The sequence below is a fragment of the Neisseria dentiae genome (genome assembly GCF_024580525.1).
GTDB lineage: Bacteria > Pseudomonadota > Gammaproteobacteria > Burkholderiales > Neisseriaceae > Neisseria > Neisseria dentiae_A.
The window spans coordinates 1-18,299 of record NZ_JANIKQ010000002.1; the positions used below are offsets into that span (position 1 = coordinate 1).

Sequence of the window (18,299 nt, forward strand, 5' to 3'; positions counted from 1 at the left end):
TGTATGCACAAACTGCTGAGAATACTGAACGCACGGGTACGCGACTATCTGTGTTCAGACGGCCTGCAATGCGCTTGATTAACCGTGTTTGATGTTGCTGACTGACGAGTTGGCAACACAGTTGCTACCCTGACCGCCAGCCGTTTTGAGCCGAAAATCAAAGCATTTTACGAACGGCTTACCGGCAAAGGAAAACCGTTCAAAGTAGCCATCAATGCGTGTATGCACAAACTGCTGAGAATACTGAACGCACGGGTACGCGACTATCTGTGTTCAGACGGCCTGCAATGCGCTTGATTAACCGTGTTTGATGTTGCTGACTGACGAGTCGGCAACACAGTTGCTACGCTTGCTAACCCAACCTACGCTTGCTTGTTGTATCATTAATAATATATTTTTCCTTAACATAGTTTGCTTGTGCTTCCAGCTCAGGAAATAATGTCTGCCTAGATATTCCCAATTGAGTTAGCTCCTTTAATATTTTTTGCTTCGATTCTTTATCAATGATTAATCTATTTTTTTCGGAAGCAATCCATTTACTAGGAATTCTTGCCGGTTCTATTTTATTATTATCTATACCAAATAGTAAAAAACTACCATGTTGACGTTCGACTCTTCGATTATTTAACTTTCCTCGAACAGCAATTACCTTTCCAAGATCCTTATAATCAATAATAGGAGAAAAATAAGGTTTATCTGCCCTAATGATGTGTATCAACCTTCTAATTTCATTAAAGTCATTAAATAATCTTATTTCTTCTTTAGGAGCCAGATGCTTTTCAACCAAATCATTGGTTGTTTCTGCACTGCTAGCTAAAGCGAAATTTCGGATCATTTCCAAGCCATGCAATCTCCCTTGAAGATCTTTTGTGATTTGGGTTTTTAAAATAATTTCTTGATATATTTCCCTATATTCCTTCGATTGTTTTACCATTTCATTTAAATCTTGAAATTCACTATCATGAAATGCTAATGCTGAGAGAATTGATACTTTATCACTATCTTCATATTTTACATCATTATATGGAATATCAAAGACTATGACTTCTCCATCCTCTCCTTTTTCTTTATCTGACTGAACAGAAAAATAAAGAGCAACCAAAGCATTGCTAGTTAAATCCAGCAACCTAGTTGGATAACCATAATGTTGTAATTTAACTAGTTTCAAAAAATTTGAATTTTCATGATTAAAATCACTAGGGCAATATGTTAAAGCATCACGAATAATTTTATATTCATTACTAATTAACCCATTATTTCTATAAATGCTAGGCTTAAGCAAATATTTACAATCTGAATGTCCACGAAAGAACCTTATACTTTCATTTTCATTATTTAATTTACCTAATTCTTTTAAGAAATTACTAACTGATTTAATTTTTAACATAATACTCTCCAGATATTTAAATGGTTTACCTCACTCCGCCCCAAACAATAACCCTTCCTTAATCCCCCGAATCTTATCCCTTAACACCGCAGCTTCTTCAAACTGCAAATCGCGGGCGGCGGCCTGCATGGCTTTTTCCAAGCGGGCGATTTCTTTAATCGCGTCTTCTTCGGTGTGGATTTCGCCCACTTTCACTTTGCCCTTGCCTTTCAGACGGCCTTTGCCGCTGCCTGCATCGTCGTGGTACACGCCGTCGATGATGTCTTTGACTTTTTTATTGATCTGCTGCGGCACGATGCCGTGTTCTTGGTTGAATTTAATCTGTTTTTCGCGGCGGCGTTCGGTTTCGTCGATGGCGGCTTTCATCGAGTCGGTGATTTTGTCGGCGTAGAGTATGGCGACGCCGTTTACGTTGCGGGCGGCGCGGCCTATGGTTTGGATCAGGCTGCGGTGGCTGCGCAGGAAGCCTTCTTTGTCGGCGTCGAGTATGGCCACCAGCGATACTTCGGGGATGTCCAAACCTTCGCGCAGCAGGTTGATGCCGACGAGTACGTCGAACAAGCCGAGGCGCAAATCGCGGATGATTTCGACGCGCTCGACGGTGTCGATGTCGCTGTGCAGGTAGCGCACTTTTATGCCCAGTTCGCTGTAATAATCGGTGAGCTGTTCGGCCATGCGTTTGGTGAGCGTGGTTACCAGCACGCGCTCGCCTTTGCCGATGCGCTCGTTGATTTCGCTTAATAAATCGTCCACTTGGGTGGCGACGGGGCGGATGATGATTTGCGGATCGACCAGGCCTGTGGGGCGGACGACTTGCTCGACCACTTGGCCGGCGTGTTCTTCTTCGTATTTGGCGGGGGTGGCGGAAACAAAGATGGTTTGCGGCATGATTTTTTCAAATTCGTGGAATTTGAGCGGGCGGTTGTCGCGGGCAGAAGGCAGGCGGAAGCCGTAGTCGACCAGATTTTGTTTGCGGCTGGCGTCGCCTTTGTACATGCCGCCGATTTGGGTAACGGTAACGTGGCTTTCGTCGATAAACATAATGGCGTTGTCGGGCAGATAGTCCATTAAGGTGGGCGGGGGTTCGCCTTCTTTTTTGCCGGAAAAGTGGCGCGAGTAGTTTTCGATGCCTTTGCAAAAGCCCATTTCGTAGAGCATTTCCAAATCGAAGCGGGTGCGCTGCTCGATGCGTTGGGTTTCCACCGGGCGGTTTTCTTGGGTGAAAAAAGCGATGCGTTCGCGCAATTCTTGTTTAATCGATTCGCAGGCGCGCAATACGGTGTCGCGCGGGGTAACATAGTGGCTGCTGGGGAACACGGTGTAGCGGCCGACGCGTTGCAGGCTGCCGCCGGTGAGCGGGTCAAAGAGATCGAGGCGGTCGATTTCGTCGTCGAACAGGCTGATGCGCAGGGCGTTGTCGGAGCTTTCGGCGGGGTAAACGTCGATGACGTCGCCGCGCACGCGGAACGAGCCGCGTTTGAAATCCATTTCGCCGCGCTCGTATTGCATGGAAACGAGGGTGGAAATGATGTCGCGCTGGCTGAGGGTGTCGCCTTCTTTAACGGATAACACCATTTGTTGGTATTCGGTGGGGTCGCCGATACCGTAAATGGCGGAAACGGTGGCGACGATAATCACATCGTTACGCGTCATCAGGTTTTTGGTGGCGGAAAGCCGCATCTGCTCGATGTGTTCGTTAATCGCCGAATCTTTTTCGATAAATAAATCGCGGCTGGGCACATAGGCTTCGGGCTGGTAGTAATCGTAGTAAGACACGAAATATTCCACCGCGTTTTCGGGGAAAAACTCGCGCATCTCGGCATAAAGCTGCGCCGCCAGCGTTTTGTTGTGCGCCATGATGATGGCGGGGCGGCCGCTCTGCGCAATCACGTTGGCCATGGTGTAGGTTTTGCCGGAGCCGGTTACGCCTAACAGGGTTTGGTAGGAAAGGCCGTCTGAAAGCCCTTCGAGCAGGCCGGCGATGGCGGTGGGCTGGTCGCCGGCGGGCGGGAAAGGCTGGTGCAGTTTGAAAGGGGAATTTTCGTATTGGATGATTTGCATTTCAGACGGCCTTAAGGTTCGGGAAGCAAAAGAGTTATTATAGCAAAGGCCGTCTGAAAGACGTTTTACTGGTTTCAGACGGCCTTTGCTATAATGCGTGCCGATATTGTTTTAAGGTTACGCAAATGAACACCCTGCCCTTTCAAGCCGAAATCGCCGAGCGCATGCTGGTGAACACCGAAAACGAAAGCATCCACCCCGATGCCCGCTTTCTGCAAACCGCCAACGGCTACTGGCTGGCCTGGCACAACGGCACCGCCGCCCTGCTCGCCCCAAACACCCCGCCCGACATCCCCTGCTTTTGGGTGGAAGGCGCGCATGATTTGGAAGAATTGGCAGCGATGGTAGAAAACGGCGACTTCGACGAAGTGGAAGAATTCGACGGCGACGACGAAGCCTGGCACCAAGCCGCCGCCGCTTGCCGCGAAGAGCACGAACATGATGAAAACTGCACCCACTAACCGACAGGACAGCCCAATGAATCCCATCAAACTCACCGCGCTGGCCGCCTGCTGCTTAACGGCTGCGTGGTTGCCGCTGCCGCCGATTTGGCCGCCACCACCGTTTTAACCGTAGGCAAAGTGGCCGTAAAAGGCACCGGCGCCGTGGTGCGCGCGGCCATCCCCGACGGCGACAGCGACGAAGAAAAAGCGCAAAAAGAAAAGAAAAAACGGCAGCAGGAATTGGAAAAAGCGGGCTACCGCGCCGAAGATTACCAACGGGTAGAATAGATTCGGCGGTTTGCAAAATCCGATTCAGGCCGTCTGAAATATTTATCCGCCGTTATTCCGATATGCGGGAATAACGGCGGATAAATATTTCAGACGGCATAGGTTTTTTGCAAGCCATACCGGCATCTCAAAACAACTGTGTTATGCTCGGGCTTGACCCGGGCATCTTTTTGTTTCAAAAGAAATAACAGATACCCGGGTTGAGCACGGGTATGACGGAACGGTTACCGGTATGACTATCCGGCTGAGACCTTTGCAAAATTTGTTAGACTGTCTGAAACATCTAATTATCGTCATTCCCGCGTAGGCGGGAATCCAGTCATTTTTTTCATAAGTTATTGAAATAAAATAATTGATGGTTTTAAGGCTGGATTCCCGCCTACGCGGGAATGACGGGGTTTAAACATTTCAGACAGTCTCAAGGTAGTTTTGCAAAGATCTTTACCCGACCAAAAATATTTCAGACGGCCTGAAAAGGCCGTCTGAAATATTTTCTAACGCACAACCTACATACGCCCCAGCTCACGCTGCAATGCTTGGATATTCTGCTGGCGGTCAAGCACATGGCCTTGCAGTTGGGTAATCTGCTGCTGGTCGATGGTGCCGCCTTTGGCCGCGCGGGCGGAAGTGAGCGACTGCTGCGCTTCGGAAAGCGCTTTGCGTTCGTTGGCCAGCTCTTGTTCGAGTATGCTGCGGCGGCTGTTGCTGCCGGAAAGTTTGGGTGCGGCGGCTGCCGGCGGCGGCGTGTATTTCGCCGGCACGGCGACGGCCTGATTGGGTTTGGGCGCGCGTTTGACCGCAACCTGTTTTTTCGCTTCGGGCTTCGGCGCGCTCGGCGTGTAAGCCTGCGGCTCGTCGTAGCGGGTGCTGCTGTAACGTCCGATGGGCGGCAGGTCGGCAGCCTGGCAGTTGCCTGTGTGGCGCGAGGTGTAGGTTACTTCGCCGTTAATCACGCAGGTGTAGATTTTGGCCGAGGCCGTTTGAATATTGATGGTGTTCAACCCGATTAATGCGACTATCCCGATGATTTTTTTCATATTGTGTTTCATATTGAGAAAAGACCGACAAGCCCGCAAAAGCGTGCTGAAATGATATTGGGCAAGCGGCCTGCCGGGCTGCGGCAGGCCGGTGTGTTAATGCGTTTCGACCGCGGCCAGCGATGCCGCATCGGCGGCGGGCAAATCGGCGGGCAGAACCGGTGCACTCTCGGCGCTGATTTGTGCTTTGGCTTGTGCGCTCAGCAAGAGTTCGCTGGCGGCAAGCAGCAGGATGGCCTGTTTGAATGATGAATAAGACATATTGAATCCCCGTATTTTAATGAAGTTATGAAAACAGCAAACCTGTTAAACCCGAAGGCTAGAGCGTATCGGCGAACTGCGCTTCGATTTCTCGCCCGATTTGTTCGAGCGTTTCCTGCCAGCCCAACCAATCCTCTTCAAGTTTACTTAATTTTACCTTGGTTTCCGCCAAATTAGCGAGCGTTTTCTGAAGCTTTACTTTATTTGCATCCGAATAGGCATCTTCCTGTGCCAAAAATGTTTCACAGGCCGTCTGAATATCGTTTAAGGCGGCCATTTCTTTTTCGGCACGCTCGATTTTCTGCTGTATCGGCTTCATGCGGCGGGCTTTTTCCTGCCGCATCTGCGCTTCCTGCCGTTTGGTGTCTTTGCGGCTTTGCGCCTGCGCGGAAACGGCGGGCGCGGCGGCGGCATTTTCCTGCGCCAGCCGCCACAGGCGGTAATCGTTCAAATCGCCCTCGAACGGTTTCAGACGGCCTTGGTCGATTAGCAGGAAGCTGTCGGTGGTGGCTTCCAGCAGGCTGCGGTCGTGCGACACCACAATCAGCGCGCCCTGGAAGCTCTGCAAGGCCAGCGTGAGGGCGTGGCGCATATCCAAATCGAGATGGTTGGTCGGCTCGTCGAGCAGCAGCAGGTTGGGCTTCTGCCACACTATCATCGCCAGCGCCAGCCGCGCTTTTTCGCCGCCGGAAAAGGGGGCGATTTTTTGCAGGGCGGTGTCGCCGATAAAGTTGAAACTGCCGAGAAAATTGCGGATTTCCTGCTCGCGCACCTCGGGCGAAAGCTGCTGGATGTGCCACAGCGGGCTTTGGTCTTCGCGCAGGGTGTCGAGCTGGTGTTGGGCGAAATAGCCGATATTGAGTTTGTCGGATTTCACCATCTGCCCGTCCTGCAAAGCCAGTTCGCCCGCCAAGGCTTTGATGAAGGTGGATTTGCCGCTGCCGTTTACGCCCAACAAGCCGTAGCGCGCGCCGCTTTCGAGCGAGAGGCTGATGCCGTGCAAAACGGTGGTGCTACCGTAGCCCAAGTCGGCCCGATCCAGTTTTAACAAGGGGTTGGGCAGATGGGCGGGGCTTTCGAATTCGAAACTGAATTCGCTGTCGAGATGCGCGGGGGCGATGCGTTCGAGTTTGGCCAGGGCTTTCATACGGCTTTGCGCCTGCACGGCTTTGGTGGCTTTGGCTTTGAAACGGTCGATAAACGATTGCAAGTGTTTGATGTGCGCCTGCTGTTTGGTATAGGCGGCCTGCTGCTGCGCCAGGCGTTGGGCACGCTCGTTTTGGTAGAAATCGTAGTTGCCGCCGTAGAGCGTGAGTTTTTGGCCGGACAATTCAACCGTGTGGCTGGCAGTGGCGTTGAGAAAATCGCGGTCGTGGGAAATGATAATCTGCGTGCAAGGCAGGCTTGCCAAGTGGTTTTCGAGCCACAACACGGTTTCCAAATCGAGGTGGTTGGTCGGCTCGTCGAGCAGCAGCAAATCGGCGCGGCACATCAGCGCCTGCGCGAGATTCAGGCGCATCCGCCAGCCGCCGGAAAAGGCTTTGACGCTTTTGCCGTGTTCTTCCTGCGAAAAGCCCAAGCCGCTTAACAGTTTGGCGGCGCGTGCGGGCGCGGTGTAGGCATCGATTTCTTCCAGCCTGGCGTGGTATTCGGCGATGCTCATGCCGTCGTTTTGCGCTTCGGCTTGCGCCAAGGCCGTCTGAAAAGCCTGCAATTCGGCATCGCCCTGCAACACATAATCGAGCGCGGAAATATCCAGCGCAGGCGTTTCCTGCGCCACCGCCGCCGTTTTCCAATGTTTGGGCACCAGCACGTCGCCGCCATCCTGCGTGATTTCGCCTTTAATCAGGGCAAACAGGCTGGATTTGCCGGTGCCGTTTTTGCCGATTAAACCGACGCGCCAGCCGGGGTTGACGGTGAGACTGGCTTTGTCGAGCAGCACTTTCAGGCCGCGTTGCAGGGTGAGGTTTTTCAGTTCGATCATGGGGAAGCGGTGGGGCAAAAGGCGGTATTGTAGCGGAAATATCGTGAAACAAACGGCAAACCATACAGGCCGTCTGAAACATTTTTTCAGACGGCCTGTATATACGGTTAACAAATCAGGCGGTTTATCCGATCAACCCCATGCCGTTAAGCAGTTTCCACCAAGCTACGCCGAGGGTGAGGTGCACAATCAGCGAGCCGAAGGCAATCACCGCGCCGGCCGTCCACCATTGTTTGGTGGTGGCATAGCCGGTGCCGTAGATAATCGGGGCGGGGCCGGAACCGTAGTGGGTGAGCATGCCGCCGTATGAGTTGGAGAACAGCAGGCCGAAGGTGAGCAGCATCGGGTCGACGTTGGTTACCGCGCCCACGGTGGCAAACACGGGCATCATCGCGGCGATGTAGGCGCCGCCAGAGGCGAACATATAACGGATGGCCACGCTCACGGTGAGAATCAGCGCCAGCATACCGTAGCCGCCCTGCAATTGGCCGCCGCCGAGTATGTTGGAGAAGAATTCCGCCATCCATTTGAAGAAGTCGGCCTTGGTGAGGGCAGACGACAAGCCGATGATGCCGCCGTACCAAATCAGGGTGTTCCAGCCGCCTTTGTTTTGCAGGATGTTGTCCCAGTTGATCACGTTAACGATGATGCAGCCCACCATTGCGGCCAGCGCCACGGCGGCATCGTCGATGCCGGTGAAGTCGCCGGTTACCCAGCCCAACAGCGCGCAGATGAAAATCACCAACAGCCATTTTTCGCTCTTCTTCATCGGCCCCATTTCTTCCAGGCCTTTCACGACGATGCCTTCGCGGTCGACTTTGGTTACTTCGGGCTTATAGAGGAAATACAGCACCAGCGGGGTGGCAAAAGTAACCAGCAGGCCGGGCACGGCGGCGGCGAGGAACCATTGCGTCCAGCTTACGTCAACGCCCAAAATCGGCAGAATCAGGCTCAAGGCCAGCGCGTTCGGCGCCATGGCAGTCAGGAAAATCAAACCGGTGTTTTTTACCGTGAAATAGGTGTTCAGCAACAGGAACAGGCCGCCTTTTTTCGGGCTGGTTTCGGGGTCGGAGCCGATGGCTTTGGCCACGCTGTTCATAATCGGCATCATGATGCCGCCGCCACGCGCGGTAACCGAGGGCATACCCGGGGCAATCAGCAGGTCGAGCACGGTGTTGATATAGCCCAGCCGCAAGGTGGTGCCGCCGAAACTGCGTATCATCAGATAGGCGATGCGCTTGCCCAAACCGGTGGACACAAAGGCCGTGCTCAACGCAAAGGCGGTGAATACCAGCCAAGTGGTGGTGGACGAATAACCGGCCAGCACGTTTTTCATTTCCAGCTCTTGCGTGTTGGGCGTAAAGCCGACAGCAACCGCCGAGCCGGTTACGGCGGCCAGCAATACAATCGGCATGCCCCACGGTTTGGCCACCAAACCGAAAATGGCGGAGATATACCAGCCGAACAGGCGCCAGCCCACCACAGACAAACCTTCGGGCGGCGGGCAGTAGAAAATTAAAACGGGGATCGCGAAAAACACGATCTGCTTCCAATATTTTTTCCAAGCGGGAGCCGGAGCGGCTCCGCCGCCGTCAGAGCGGTTCATGATGTTACTCCTGTTTCATTGAAATATAGGGTCAGCCAAATCGTTAACGCCAGCAAATCCGCGCTGCCGCCGGTGCTGAGGTTGCGCGCCGTGCACCAGCCGTCGAACTGCTTCAAGGCTGCGCACAAGGCTTCAGGCCGTCTGAAAACCTGCGTGTCGGCCAAAATTTCATGTGCTTTCGCCTGCAACAGGCCGAGCGCTTCGATGCCGCCGCGTTTCACTACGTTGGTGTCGCGGTTGTGCGCCAGCAGTTTGAGCAGCGCGTAGCGCAGGGCGTGGTCGCGGTTGCCGGTGGCGGCAAAGGCTTGCCGATAGGCGGGTAGCGCGATGCCGGTTACGGTGGCGAAACCGGAGAGTGCTTCGCCGCGCGCGCCGCCCAGGCCGTATTCGCGGTAGAAACGCGCGCCGGCGGTGTCGCCCTGCCCTTGTTCGTGCTGCAAACCGGCGCAAACGGCTTGGATATCGCCGGAAAGCGCCGCCCAACCGGGCTGTTCGCCGCGCGCTATCCGCCGCCCCAGCACCGCCGCCAGAATGCCGAAGGCAAACAGCGCGCCTTTGTGGGTATTGGCTCCGCCGGTGGCATTCAGCATGGCCTGTTCGGCCTGCAAACCGACGGGGCGCACGGCGGCCAGCACGGCTTCGTCGGGCGGCTGCTGAGCGAAACCGCTGCCGGTGATGGCGCAGCGGGTGAGAAACGGTGCCAAGGCGTGTGCGCTGGCGCGGAACATGGGCAAGGTCATGTCGGGGTGCGGCCCCTGATTGTCGGCATCGACCAGCCCGGGCTTGGGGGTCAGCTCGGCTTCGGCGCACAAAGCGGCGCTCATGCTGCCGCCCAGCGCCACGATTTCGCGGTAGCGGCGGTAATGGCCGCGCATGGCCGTCTGAAGCTCGTCCAAACTGTGGCGGCGGCTGCGGGCGCACGCTTTGGCGGGTTCGCCGCAACACAGGCAGGCGCGCGGCGGCAGGCCGAAACGGCTGCGGGACAGCGGTTGGCCGTCGCCGCCGATGATGTCGATATCCCACAAACGTCCCAGCGGGTGCTGTTGTTCCAGTTCCATCATCAGGGGTTTCAAGGCATCGGCAGCGCAATCGGCCGCCAGCAGCAGGCTCTCGCCGCCTTTCAAATCCAGATGTTGTTCGGCGCTAATGACAATCTGCCTTTCGGCCAGCATCTGTTTCAGACAGGCATGGCCTGTCTGAAAGATTTCGTCTAGAAACGGGCTGCGTTTCACCCCGCCCGGCGCCAATACGCTGAAACTCACCAAAGAGGCCGCCCCGCCCGCCAGCAGCGCCTGCTGCGCGGCATAGCGCAAATCACGCGCGGCCAGCACGCTTTCCAGCGGGGCTTCGCTGCCGATGAGAGGCGGGAAATAGGGGGCGGAATACATGGTTTAACCTTCCGTGGCGGCGGCGATTTGGTAAACGGTGTCGATCACGCTGCCGTCACGGTAGCGGATCATCGCCACCGGCCGCTCGGTGAAGCGGATGGCGTCGGGTTCGCCCGTCAGCATCACGGCGCGTTGGTAAAGCGCTTCGATCGGCACGGTTTCGATGCCGGCTTCGTGCAGCCGCGCCGCCAGTTTGGGGCGTTTGGGGTTGACGGCGATGCCGTGGTCGGTAACCAGAATGTCGATGTGTTCACCGGGTGTTACCGTGGTCAGCACGTCTTTCACCACGGTGGGGATGCGGCCGCGCACCAGCGGCGCCACAATCATCGCCAACCGCGCGCCCGATGCGGTGTCGCTGTGGCCGCCCGATGCACCGCGGATGATGCCGTCTGAACCGGTGATAACGTTAACGTTGAATTCGGTGTCGATTTCGAGCGCGCTCAACACCACCACGTCCAGCCGTTCCACCGATGCGCCTTTGGAACCGAAATTGGCGTATTGGTTGGCGCTGATTTCGATATGGCCGGGATTGCGCTCGAGCGAGGCGGCGGCCACGCTGTCGAAGCTTTGCACGTCGATCAGTTTTTCAATCAGCCCTTTTTCGTGCAAATCCACCATACTGGCGGTGATGCCGCCGAGTGCGAACGAGGCGCGGATGTTTTGGCGGCGCATTTTGTCTTCCAAAAAGCGGGTAACCGCCAGCGAAGCGCCGCCCGAGCCGGTTTGCAGCGAAAAACCGTCGTGGAAATAGCCCGATTTTTCAATCACGTCGGCGGCGCGGCGCGCAATCAGCAGCTCGCGCGGATTGGTGGTCATGCGGGTGGAGCCTGCACCGATTTTGCTGGAATCGCCCACCGCGTCCACCACCACGATGTAGTCCACCTGGTCTTGGTAAATGCCGGCGGGGCTGTGCGGATAGGGTTTCACCGCTTCGGTTACCAGCACCACTTTGCGGGCGAACTGTGCGTCGGCTTTGGCATAACCGAGCGAGCCGCAGATGTTGTTGCCGATATAGCCGCAGGCATTGCCGAAACTGTCGCAGCTGGGCACCGCCAGAAACGCCACGTCCGGCACCAGCTCGCCGCTCTGCATCAGCTGCACGCGGCCGCCGTGCGAGTGAATCTGCACCGGTTCCTGCATATGCCCCTGCGAAATAAATTCGCCGAGCTTGCCGCGCAGGCCGGAAGTGTAGATTTTGCGCACCACGCCGTTGCGGATATGGGCAATCATCGGGTCGTGGCAGCCCGAAAGCGAGCTGGCGGCCACGGTGAGGTTGTGGAAACCCATGCCGGCCAGCACGTCCATCACCATATTCAGCACGAAATCGCCGCCGCGGTAGGAGTGGTGGAACGAAACCGTCATACCGTCTTCCAAGCCGCAGGCTCTGACGGCGGCTTCAATGCTGGGGCAGATTTTGCGCGACAGGTATTCGTCGGAAAGTTTCACTTTTTTCACCACCGGCTCGAAAGCGCGGTACGGGCTGTTGGCGGTGCCTTTGGCAACGCGTTGTTCTCTGCTTTTGCTCATGATTTATTCCTCGCGTATGCCTGAAGTTTGCGCGCGCTGCAAAATCAGGCGCGAACGTTCGATAATCGGGGTATCGACCATTTTGCCGTTGAGCGACACCACGCCGATGCCCGCCTGCGCGGCCTCTTCGGCGGCGCGGATAATGCGCTCGGCCTGCTCGACTTCTTTCTGGGTGGGGGCGAACAGGTTGTGGATCAGGGCGATTTGCGAAGGATTGATCAGCGATTTGCCGTCGAAGCCCATCTGCTTGATTAAGGCGGCTTCGCGCAAAAAGCCCTCTTCGTTGCGCACGTCGGAATACACCGTATCAAACGTCATCAGGCCGTTGGCGCGGGCGGCGTGCAGAATGGTGGAGCGGGCGAACATCAGTTCGATGCCTTCGGGCGAGCGCTCGGTTTTCATGGCGCGCACATAGTCTTCCGCCCCCAAAGCAATGCCGATCAAGCGTTTCGAGGCTTGGGCGATTTCGTTGGCGGCCAAAATCCCCTGCGGCGATTCGATGGCGGCCAGCATCAGCGTGCTGCCTATTTCGCGGCCGCAGGCGCGCTCGATTTTTTCGATTTCGGCTTCCATATCGGCGATATCCTGCGGGCCGTCGGTTTTGGGCAGACGGATGCCGCTGGCGCCGCCGCGCACCGCCGCATTCAAGTCGGCCAAGCCGTATTCTGAAGAGAGCGGGTTCACGCGCACCAGCGTTTCCATTTCGCGGTAGAGCGGGTGTTGCAGCGCGTGCGCCACCATCATGCGGGCGGTGTCTTTTTCAGACAGGGCAACCGAATCTTCCAAGTCAAACATAATAGTGTCGGGCCGATAGATAAACGATGTGCTGACCATCGCGGCGTTAGCACCCGGCACAAACAGCATGGAGCGGCGCAGTTTCATAGCAGTTCCTCCCAATCCGCCTGCGCGCCGGCGCGCAGCAGTGCGGCTTTCACCCGTGCCTGCAACACGCAGTCGAGCGCGCCTTTGTCTTCGATTTGCAGCGCGGCTTCTTCGATATTCAAACGGTTCAGCACCGCTTCCACACTCGCCCTGATCTGCGGGGCAAACTGCTGGCCGACCGAGCTGTTGATGGTAATCAGCCTGCCGCCGCCGGGGTTGGGGCTGGCATAAACCATCACGTCGCTCGATTCCAACGTGCCGGCCACGCTGTCTTTGGTAATCGCGTTCATACACTGGCCTTTTCATATTTGTTGATTAAAAAACGGTAGGTGCTGTCGGGCACATAATGCCGCAGCTTTTCAAAATCGCCCTCGCCCAGCCATTTGCGCACTTTGGTGGCCGAAATCACGTCGTTTTGGTATTCCAAACGCTGAATCTGCACCACTTCTATCGGCGGTGCGTTGATTTCGGGGGATTTCAGCCAGATGCGCATCTGTTTGTTGTAGTAATTGGTAATCACGCAATTGGGCTCGTTGCCCACGAAACGGTGGGTGATGCCCAGCGGCGGCGCGATATAGATGCGGAAAATGCTTAAGTCCAATTCCATATGGCATTGGTGGACGATGCTTTCCTGTTTCAGGAAATAACAGGGGAAGGTGGCGCGGGAAATGATATAGGGAGAGCCTTCGTGCACCGTTAAGCGCGAAAGGTGGGCCGTGCCTGCCTTAATCAGCGCCAAACGGTCGGTGTAGGAAAACTGCGATTTGTCTTCGCCCACCACAAACAGGTGCAGCCAGTCGCATTGTTCCAGCGCGCTTTCGATCAGATAGAGATGGCCGTTGGTGAACGGGTTGGCGTTCATCACGATGGAGCCGATGCGCTCACCGGGCTGCTTCAACGCCGCCAGCTTGGCCTGATACTGCTTCAGGCGGACGGGGCTGTTTTCCAGCAGCACCACCCTACCCGGCACGGTGGCAATCGGATAGAAACCGCAATCGGTAAAAAACGGCTCGTTTTCGGGTTTGGTGTAGATAAAGAGATGATGGTAGCCGAGTTCGGCGGCAAGTTGGATCAGCGAAGAGGCCAACGTGAGCGCGATGCCCTGCCCGCGGCAGCTGTCGTCTATCGCCACACACTTAATCACCCCCGGCGCGATGCCGCCGCAGACGATGATTTCGCCTTTGCCGTTACGCAGCACCAGAAACACTTCGATGAAATCGTCTATATTGAGATCGTTGCGGTGTAAAAAATCCGTAACTTCGCGGATACCTTCAAGGTTGCCGGCATAAATCCGCTCGAAGTCGTATTGTGCCGAATCCATAACCTGCCCCATATCTTGTTAGTAAATTACAAATTTCAGGCAGATTTTAGGCTCGACACACACACACCGTTATGACTTTAATCAATAAAAATGTAGTTTGTTGAAAGATATAAAAATATCTTGTAGTTAAATTACTATTTCACCGCAAGCATAACTCCGGAAAGCCTCTGTTCTCTCCGCCATAGATTCGCCGCCGATAGCGGCATAAACCCGTGATTGGGCTTTTGCAAAAAATGAGGCCGTCTGAATATTTTCAGACGGCCTCATTTATATTTACCACGCTCAAGCATCATTCGCCGATAACCAGCACCGCATTGCTGCCGCCGAAAGCAAACGACGAACTGGCGCCTATGCGGCGGCCGTGCGGCCAGCGGCTTTCGCGGCCGGTCAGGCCGATGCACGGCAGGGCTTCGTCGGCCGTGCCGTCCCACAATTGCGGCGGCAGCCTGCCCTCGGGGTTGTATTCGCGGCTGACCATACCCCAGAGAAAGGCGGCCTCAATCGCGCCGGCGGCGCCTAGAGTGTGGCCGGTAAGCGGTTTGGTGGAGGTGCAGGGCGTGGCGCTGCCGAACACTTCGCTCACGGCGATGCTTTCCATGCTGTCGTTATGCTGCGTGCCGGTGCCGTGCAGGTTGATCCAACCGATGTCGGCCGCACGCACACCGGCATGGGTTAAGGCCGTCTGAAACGCCTGCACCGCACCCAAACCGTCGGGACGGGGCGACGACATATGATAGGCATCGCTGCTGGCGCCGTAACCGAGCAGCGGCAGGCCGTTAGAAAAACCTGCTTCGCGCGTCATCACGAATATGGCGGCGGCTTCGCCGATATTGATGCCGTCGCGGTTGGCTGAAAACGGATTGGCCAGCCCGCCCGAGAGCACTTCCAGCGAAGCGAAGCCGTTGATGGTTAACGGCGACAGCGTATCCGCCCCGCCGCACACCACGGCATCGCACAAACCCGCACGCAGCAGGCGGGCGGCGCTGATCAGGGCACGCGCCCCCGATGTGCAGGCTGTGGAAACCACATAATTCAGGTTTTTCAGACCGTACACTTCGGCCACGAATTCCGCAGGCGCATCCATTCGCTGCTGCGCCTGCTTGAACGTTACTTCCTGCCACGCCGCACCCTGCGACACCTGCCGGAACATTTCGATGTTTTCATCTACGCCGCTGGTTGAGGTGCCCAACACCACGGCTACCCGACCCGCGCCGAAACGTGCTTTGGCTGCTTCGATTTGCGGTTCGATTTGCGCCAGCGCGTGCCAAAGCAACTGGTTGTTGCGGCTGCAAAACAAGGCGGGCAAATCTTGCGGAAACGGCCGCAGCCCGTGTTGAACCGCCCCGAAAGCATAGGTTTTACCGTTAACCCATCGGTCGGAAAACGTTAACGGCGAACCGGCGGCAGGGTTCAACAGGGCATCGATATGCCCGGCCAAGCCGTCGCCCAATGCGCTGGTAACGGCGGGAGGTGAGAGATAAACGGGTGTGTTCATATATATATTTTTAATTGGTCAGATAATCGTCCGGCACGGTGCGGCGCATAACGGCCGCCGTGCAAACGGCGGGTTAGTCCCGAATCGGCACCACCGACCATTTCGTTTGGCCGGGAAACGTTACCAGCCAGCCGTTGTCGGTTTGCGCGCTACACCACAATGTGCGGCCTTTCTGGCTGAAACATTCGCCGTTTTCGGCACGGCTGCGCTGCAAGCCCGGGTAAACCGCCGCGCCGTCGGCGGCAAACAGCGGCAGTATGGCGGCAAACAGACGGCGGGCGGAGGCATTGGGCATCACAAAGCCGTCGTTGCGCCAGCCTTTTTTGCCTAACACCTGCCGCGACAACGGCGCACCCAGCGGATCGGTCTGCACGAAGCGCACGCCTTCCGCGCCCTGCTCTACCGCCAGCAGACTGCTTTGAACGGCATTGCCTTCGGCGTCGCGCTGCTCGAGCTGGAACCAACCGCCGCCGCTCTGAAGCTGCGGCAGCGTTTGCGGTTTGGGCACGCCGCTGCTGCACGCGGCAAGCACGAATGCGGAGGTTAAGGCAATCAGGTGTTTGTTCATATCCAATTCCTTTTTCAGACGGCCTGAAACGGTTTTCAAGCCGCGGCCCGGTTAAACAAAGCGCATCAAACCAACGCCTGCCTGCCCACCATCGCGGCGAGCGCATCCAAACGGCGGGCGTGTTTTTCTACGAACGGGTTGGCCGTATCCCACGCATAACCCGCCAGAATCGACGAAATCATGCGGCTGATGTCGGTGCTGCGGTCAGGCGCGTAAATGGCATCTTGGAAGCGGGTATCATACCAGCCCGTTACATAAGTGCGGAACGTATCCACGCCCTGCATCAGCGGTTCGGCAAACTCGCGCTGCCAGTCGGCTTCGCCGCCGTTTAGCTGTTTGGCCAGCAGGTCGGCCGCCAGTTTGGCCGAGTGCATGGCAATGGTTACGCCCGACGAAAACACCGGATCAAGAAACTCGGAAGCGTTGCCCAGCAGCGCAAAACGCTTACCGTATAAAGATTTCACGTTGGCCGAATAGCCCTGTATGCTGCGGAACGGAAATTCGTTTTCCCACACCGCGTTTTCCAGCACTTCGGCCAGCATCGGGCATTCGAGCGCGAATTTTTTCAACACGGTTTCCGAATCGCCGGCCAGTTTGTCGGGCGTGCCGACCACGCCGATGGAACAGCGGTTGTCGCCGAACGGAATCGTCCACAGCCACACGTCGCGGTGCTGCGGGTGGGTGGTGATCAGGATTTTGTTGCGGTCGAATTTCGGATTGGTGATGTTGTCTTCAATGTGGGTGAAGTGGGCGATGCGCGGCGGCAGCTCGGAAGGGGTTTCCAAGTCCAACAAGCGCGGCAGCACGCGGCCGTAGCCGCTGGCATCGAGCACGAAACGGGCGTTGAGGCGGTAGGTTTCGCCGCCGTCGGTTTCCACGCTCAACACCGCTTCTTCGCCGCTGTCGTCAAACGCGGTGACGCCGTGGCCGAAACGTACTTCCACCCCCTGTTTGGCCGCTTCGTCAATCAGAATCTTGTCAAACAACGCACGGCGTACCTGAAACGTGGTGCCCGGGCCGTCTGAAAACTTATCGGTGAAATCGAAATAAGTGTAGCGGCTGCCCCAAGTGAACGCCGCACCGTTTTTAAACTGAAACGAAGGCTCAGCTTCTACCGCTGCTAAAAATCCCGCTTCTTCAAGCATTTCCATGCAGTGCGGCAACAGGCTCTCACCGATAACGAAACGCGGAAAATGCTGCTTTTCCAGCACGCACACTTTGAAGCCTTTTTTGTTGAGCAAGGCCGCCGCCACCGAGCCGGAGGGGCCTGCGCCGATTACGGCGATATCGAATTGATGAGATAATGACATGATATTTCTTTCAATTATGGTTTATTGCTTAAGAAAAATTCTAACAATGGTTGCCGACCCACCTGTTGGCCCTGTTTAAGCCAATCAATAAATTCCTGTGAATGACATATACCAATCAGTTTAATAATATTTTGATAATCATCCTTCAAATTACGATTGAATATAGGTTCGTGATGTGCAATACGGTTTCTCAACTCTCTAATTTTATCGACACACTGATATATAGTCTCACGATTGTCTCTAACACTTAAAGTACGATCCAAATTGGGAAAAGCAGTAAATAGATATCCGTTCCATAAAGGCCGTTCCTGATTTGCCTTCAACATTTGCTGCCAAAAAGCGAACTTTAAATCGGCAATGACTTTCCCAGTTTGGTCTGTATCGTATCCTCTTCTACTGTGCTGCAACTCTTCAACTGGATTAAAACCTTGTCTTCGCTGTGGTAATGTCCGCTCAAAACCCATACTCCACGGCCATTCAGATCCATGTACTTGACTTAAAGCTAAATGTATTCTATTCCGCAACACCACTTCCGCCACACTCAACCACGGAAAAAATGCGCTACTGATCTGCATATTCCAAAGATAAAGCGTACATGCTTTCTCGACATTATTACTACACGCAGTTAAATATCTACCAAACCGTTCATCAGATAAAGCTTGCCGTATTTCTGATTGTAATTCCATGTTTTCCCCTTTATTAAGCCTGAATATTAATTATCTATTCCGATATAATTTTAAA

Annotated in this window: 17 protein-coding genes and 1 pseudogene; 3 read left to right on the forward strand and 15 right to left on the reverse strand. The window is 55.3% G+C overall.

The window, feature by feature from the left end:
- Nucleotides 1-120 precede the first annotated feature (120 nt).
- A pseudogene (locus tag NQ012_RS01880) lies at nucleotides 121-297 on the forward strand (IS110 family transposase); the annotation flags it as partial.
- A 55-nt stretch (nucleotides 298-352) separates the two neighbouring features.
- Here NQ012_RS01880 and NQ012_RS01885 read toward each other — a convergent pair.
- The gene (locus NQ012_RS01885; protein ID WP_257065813.1) at nucleotides 353-1,387 is read right to left on the reverse strand and encodes an FRG domain-containing protein; all 1,035 of its coding nucleotides are present in this window, start codon (nucleotides 1,385-1,387) and stop codon (nucleotides 353-355) included.
- A gap of 30 nt (nucleotides 1,388-1,417) precedes the next feature.
- On the reverse strand, nucleotides 1,418-3,448 hold the full coding sequence (gene uvrB, locus NQ012_RS01890) for an excinuclease ABC subunit UvrB (RefSeq protein WP_257065815.1): 2,031 nt from the start codon (nucleotides 3,446-3,448) through the stop codon (nucleotides 1,418-1,420).
- Nucleotides 3,449-3,573: 125 nt separating this feature from the next.
- Here uvrB and NQ012_RS01895 point away from each other — a divergent pair, with 125 nt between their 5' ends.
- Together NQ012_RS01895 and NQ012_RS01900 are read left to right on the forward strand one after the other, a co-directional pair.
- A complete protein-coding gene (locus tag NQ012_RS01895; RefSeq protein WP_257065816.1) occupies nucleotides 3,574-3,909 on the forward strand; it encodes a general secretion pathway protein GspG in 336 nt (111 codons plus the stop codon).
- Nucleotides 3,910-3,975: 66 nt separating this feature from the next.
- Nucleotides 3,976-4,179: a stress responsive alpha-beta barrel gene (locus NQ012_RS01900; protein WP_373566624.1), complete on the forward strand. Its 204-nt coding sequence runs from the start codon at nucleotides 3,976-3,978 to the stop codon at nucleotides 4,177-4,179.
- 506 nt (nucleotides 4,180-4,685) lie between these two features.
- Here the strand turns inward: NQ012_RS01900 and NQ012_RS01905 are convergent.
- From NQ012_RS01905 to NQ012_RS01965, 13 genes are all read right to left on the reverse strand, one after another.
- Nucleotides 4,686-5,216, reverse strand: a complete 531-nt coding sequence (locus NQ012_RS01905; RefSeq protein WP_257065817.1) for a hypothetical protein — start codon at nucleotides 5,214-5,216, stop codon at nucleotides 4,686-4,688.
- 96 nt (nucleotides 5,217-5,312) lie between these two features.
- Nucleotides 5,313-5,477, reverse strand: a complete 165-nt coding sequence (locus tag NQ012_RS01910; RefSeq protein WP_257065819.1) for a hypothetical protein — start codon at nucleotides 5,475-5,477, stop codon at nucleotides 5,313-5,315.
- 58 nt (nucleotides 5,478-5,535) lie between these two features.
- Nucleotides 5,536-7,461 carry an ATP-binding cassette domain-containing protein gene (locus tag NQ012_RS01915; RefSeq protein WP_257065820.1) on the reverse strand — a complete coding sequence of 642 codons (1,926 nt, stop codon included), beginning with the start codon at nucleotides 7,459-7,461 and terminating at the stop codon, nucleotides 5,536-5,538.
- 124 nt (nucleotides 7,462-7,585) lie between these two features.
- A complete protein-coding gene (locus tag NQ012_RS01920) occupies nucleotides 7,586-9,067 on the reverse strand; it encodes an anion permease (RefSeq protein WP_257065822.1) in 1,482 nt (493 codons plus the stop codon).
- A complete protein-coding gene (gene citX, locus NQ012_RS01925) occupies nucleotides 9,064-10,455 on the reverse strand; it encodes a citrate lyase holo-[acyl-carrier protein] synthase (RefSeq protein WP_257065824.1) in 1,392 nt (463 codons plus the stop codon). Before citX ends, NQ012_RS01920 begins: the two co-directional genes overlap by 4 nt.
- Before the next feature lie 3 nt (nucleotides 10,456-10,458).
- A complete protein-coding gene (gene citF, locus NQ012_RS01930) occupies nucleotides 10,459-11,982 on the reverse strand; it encodes a citrate lyase subunit alpha (RefSeq protein WP_257065825.1) in 1,524 nt (507 codons plus the stop codon).
- A 3-nt stretch (nucleotides 11,983-11,985) separates the two neighbouring features.
- Nucleotides 11,986-12,864 carry an aldolase/citrate lyase family protein gene (locus NQ012_RS01935; protein ID WP_257065827.1) on the reverse strand — a complete coding sequence of 293 codons (879 nt, stop codon included), beginning with the start codon at nucleotides 12,862-12,864 and terminating at the stop codon, nucleotides 11,986-11,988.
- Nucleotides 12,861-13,154 (reverse strand): citrate lyase acyl carrier protein, encoded by a 294-nt coding sequence (gene citD, locus NQ012_RS01940; RefSeq protein ID WP_085366362.1) that lies wholly within the window; start codon nucleotides 13,152-13,154, stop codon nucleotides 12,861-12,863. Before citD ends, NQ012_RS01935 begins: the two co-directional genes overlap by 4 nt.
- Entirely contained in the window at nucleotides 13,151-14,185 is a 1,035-nt protein-coding gene (gene citC / locus NQ012_RS01945; protein ID WP_257065832.1) for a [citrate (pro-3S)-lyase] ligase, read from the reverse strand. Before citC ends, citD begins: the two co-directional genes overlap by 4 nt.
- A gap of 289 nt (nucleotides 14,186-14,474) precedes the next feature.
- A complete protein-coding gene (locus NQ012_RS01950; protein ID WP_257065833.1) occupies nucleotides 14,475-15,680 on the reverse strand; it encodes a beta-ketoacyl-ACP synthase in 1,206 nt (401 codons plus the stop codon).
- 73 nt (nucleotides 15,681-15,753) lie between these two features.
- Nucleotides 15,754-16,248 (reverse strand): hypothetical protein, encoded by a 495-nt coding sequence (locus NQ012_RS01955; protein WP_257065834.1) that lies wholly within the window; start codon nucleotides 16,246-16,248, stop codon nucleotides 15,754-15,756.
- 65 nt (nucleotides 16,249-16,313) lie between these two features.
- Entirely contained in the window at nucleotides 16,314-17,558 is a 1,245-nt protein-coding gene (locus NQ012_RS01960) for an NAD(P)/FAD-dependent oxidoreductase (protein ID WP_257065835.1), read from the reverse strand.
- A gap of 14 nt (nucleotides 17,559-17,572) precedes the next feature.
- Nucleotides 17,573-18,244: an Abi family protein gene (locus NQ012_RS01965; RefSeq protein WP_257065836.1), complete on the reverse strand. Its 672-nt coding sequence runs from the start codon at nucleotides 18,242-18,244 to the stop codon at nucleotides 17,573-17,575.
- Nucleotides 18,245-18,299 lie beyond the last annotated feature (55 nt).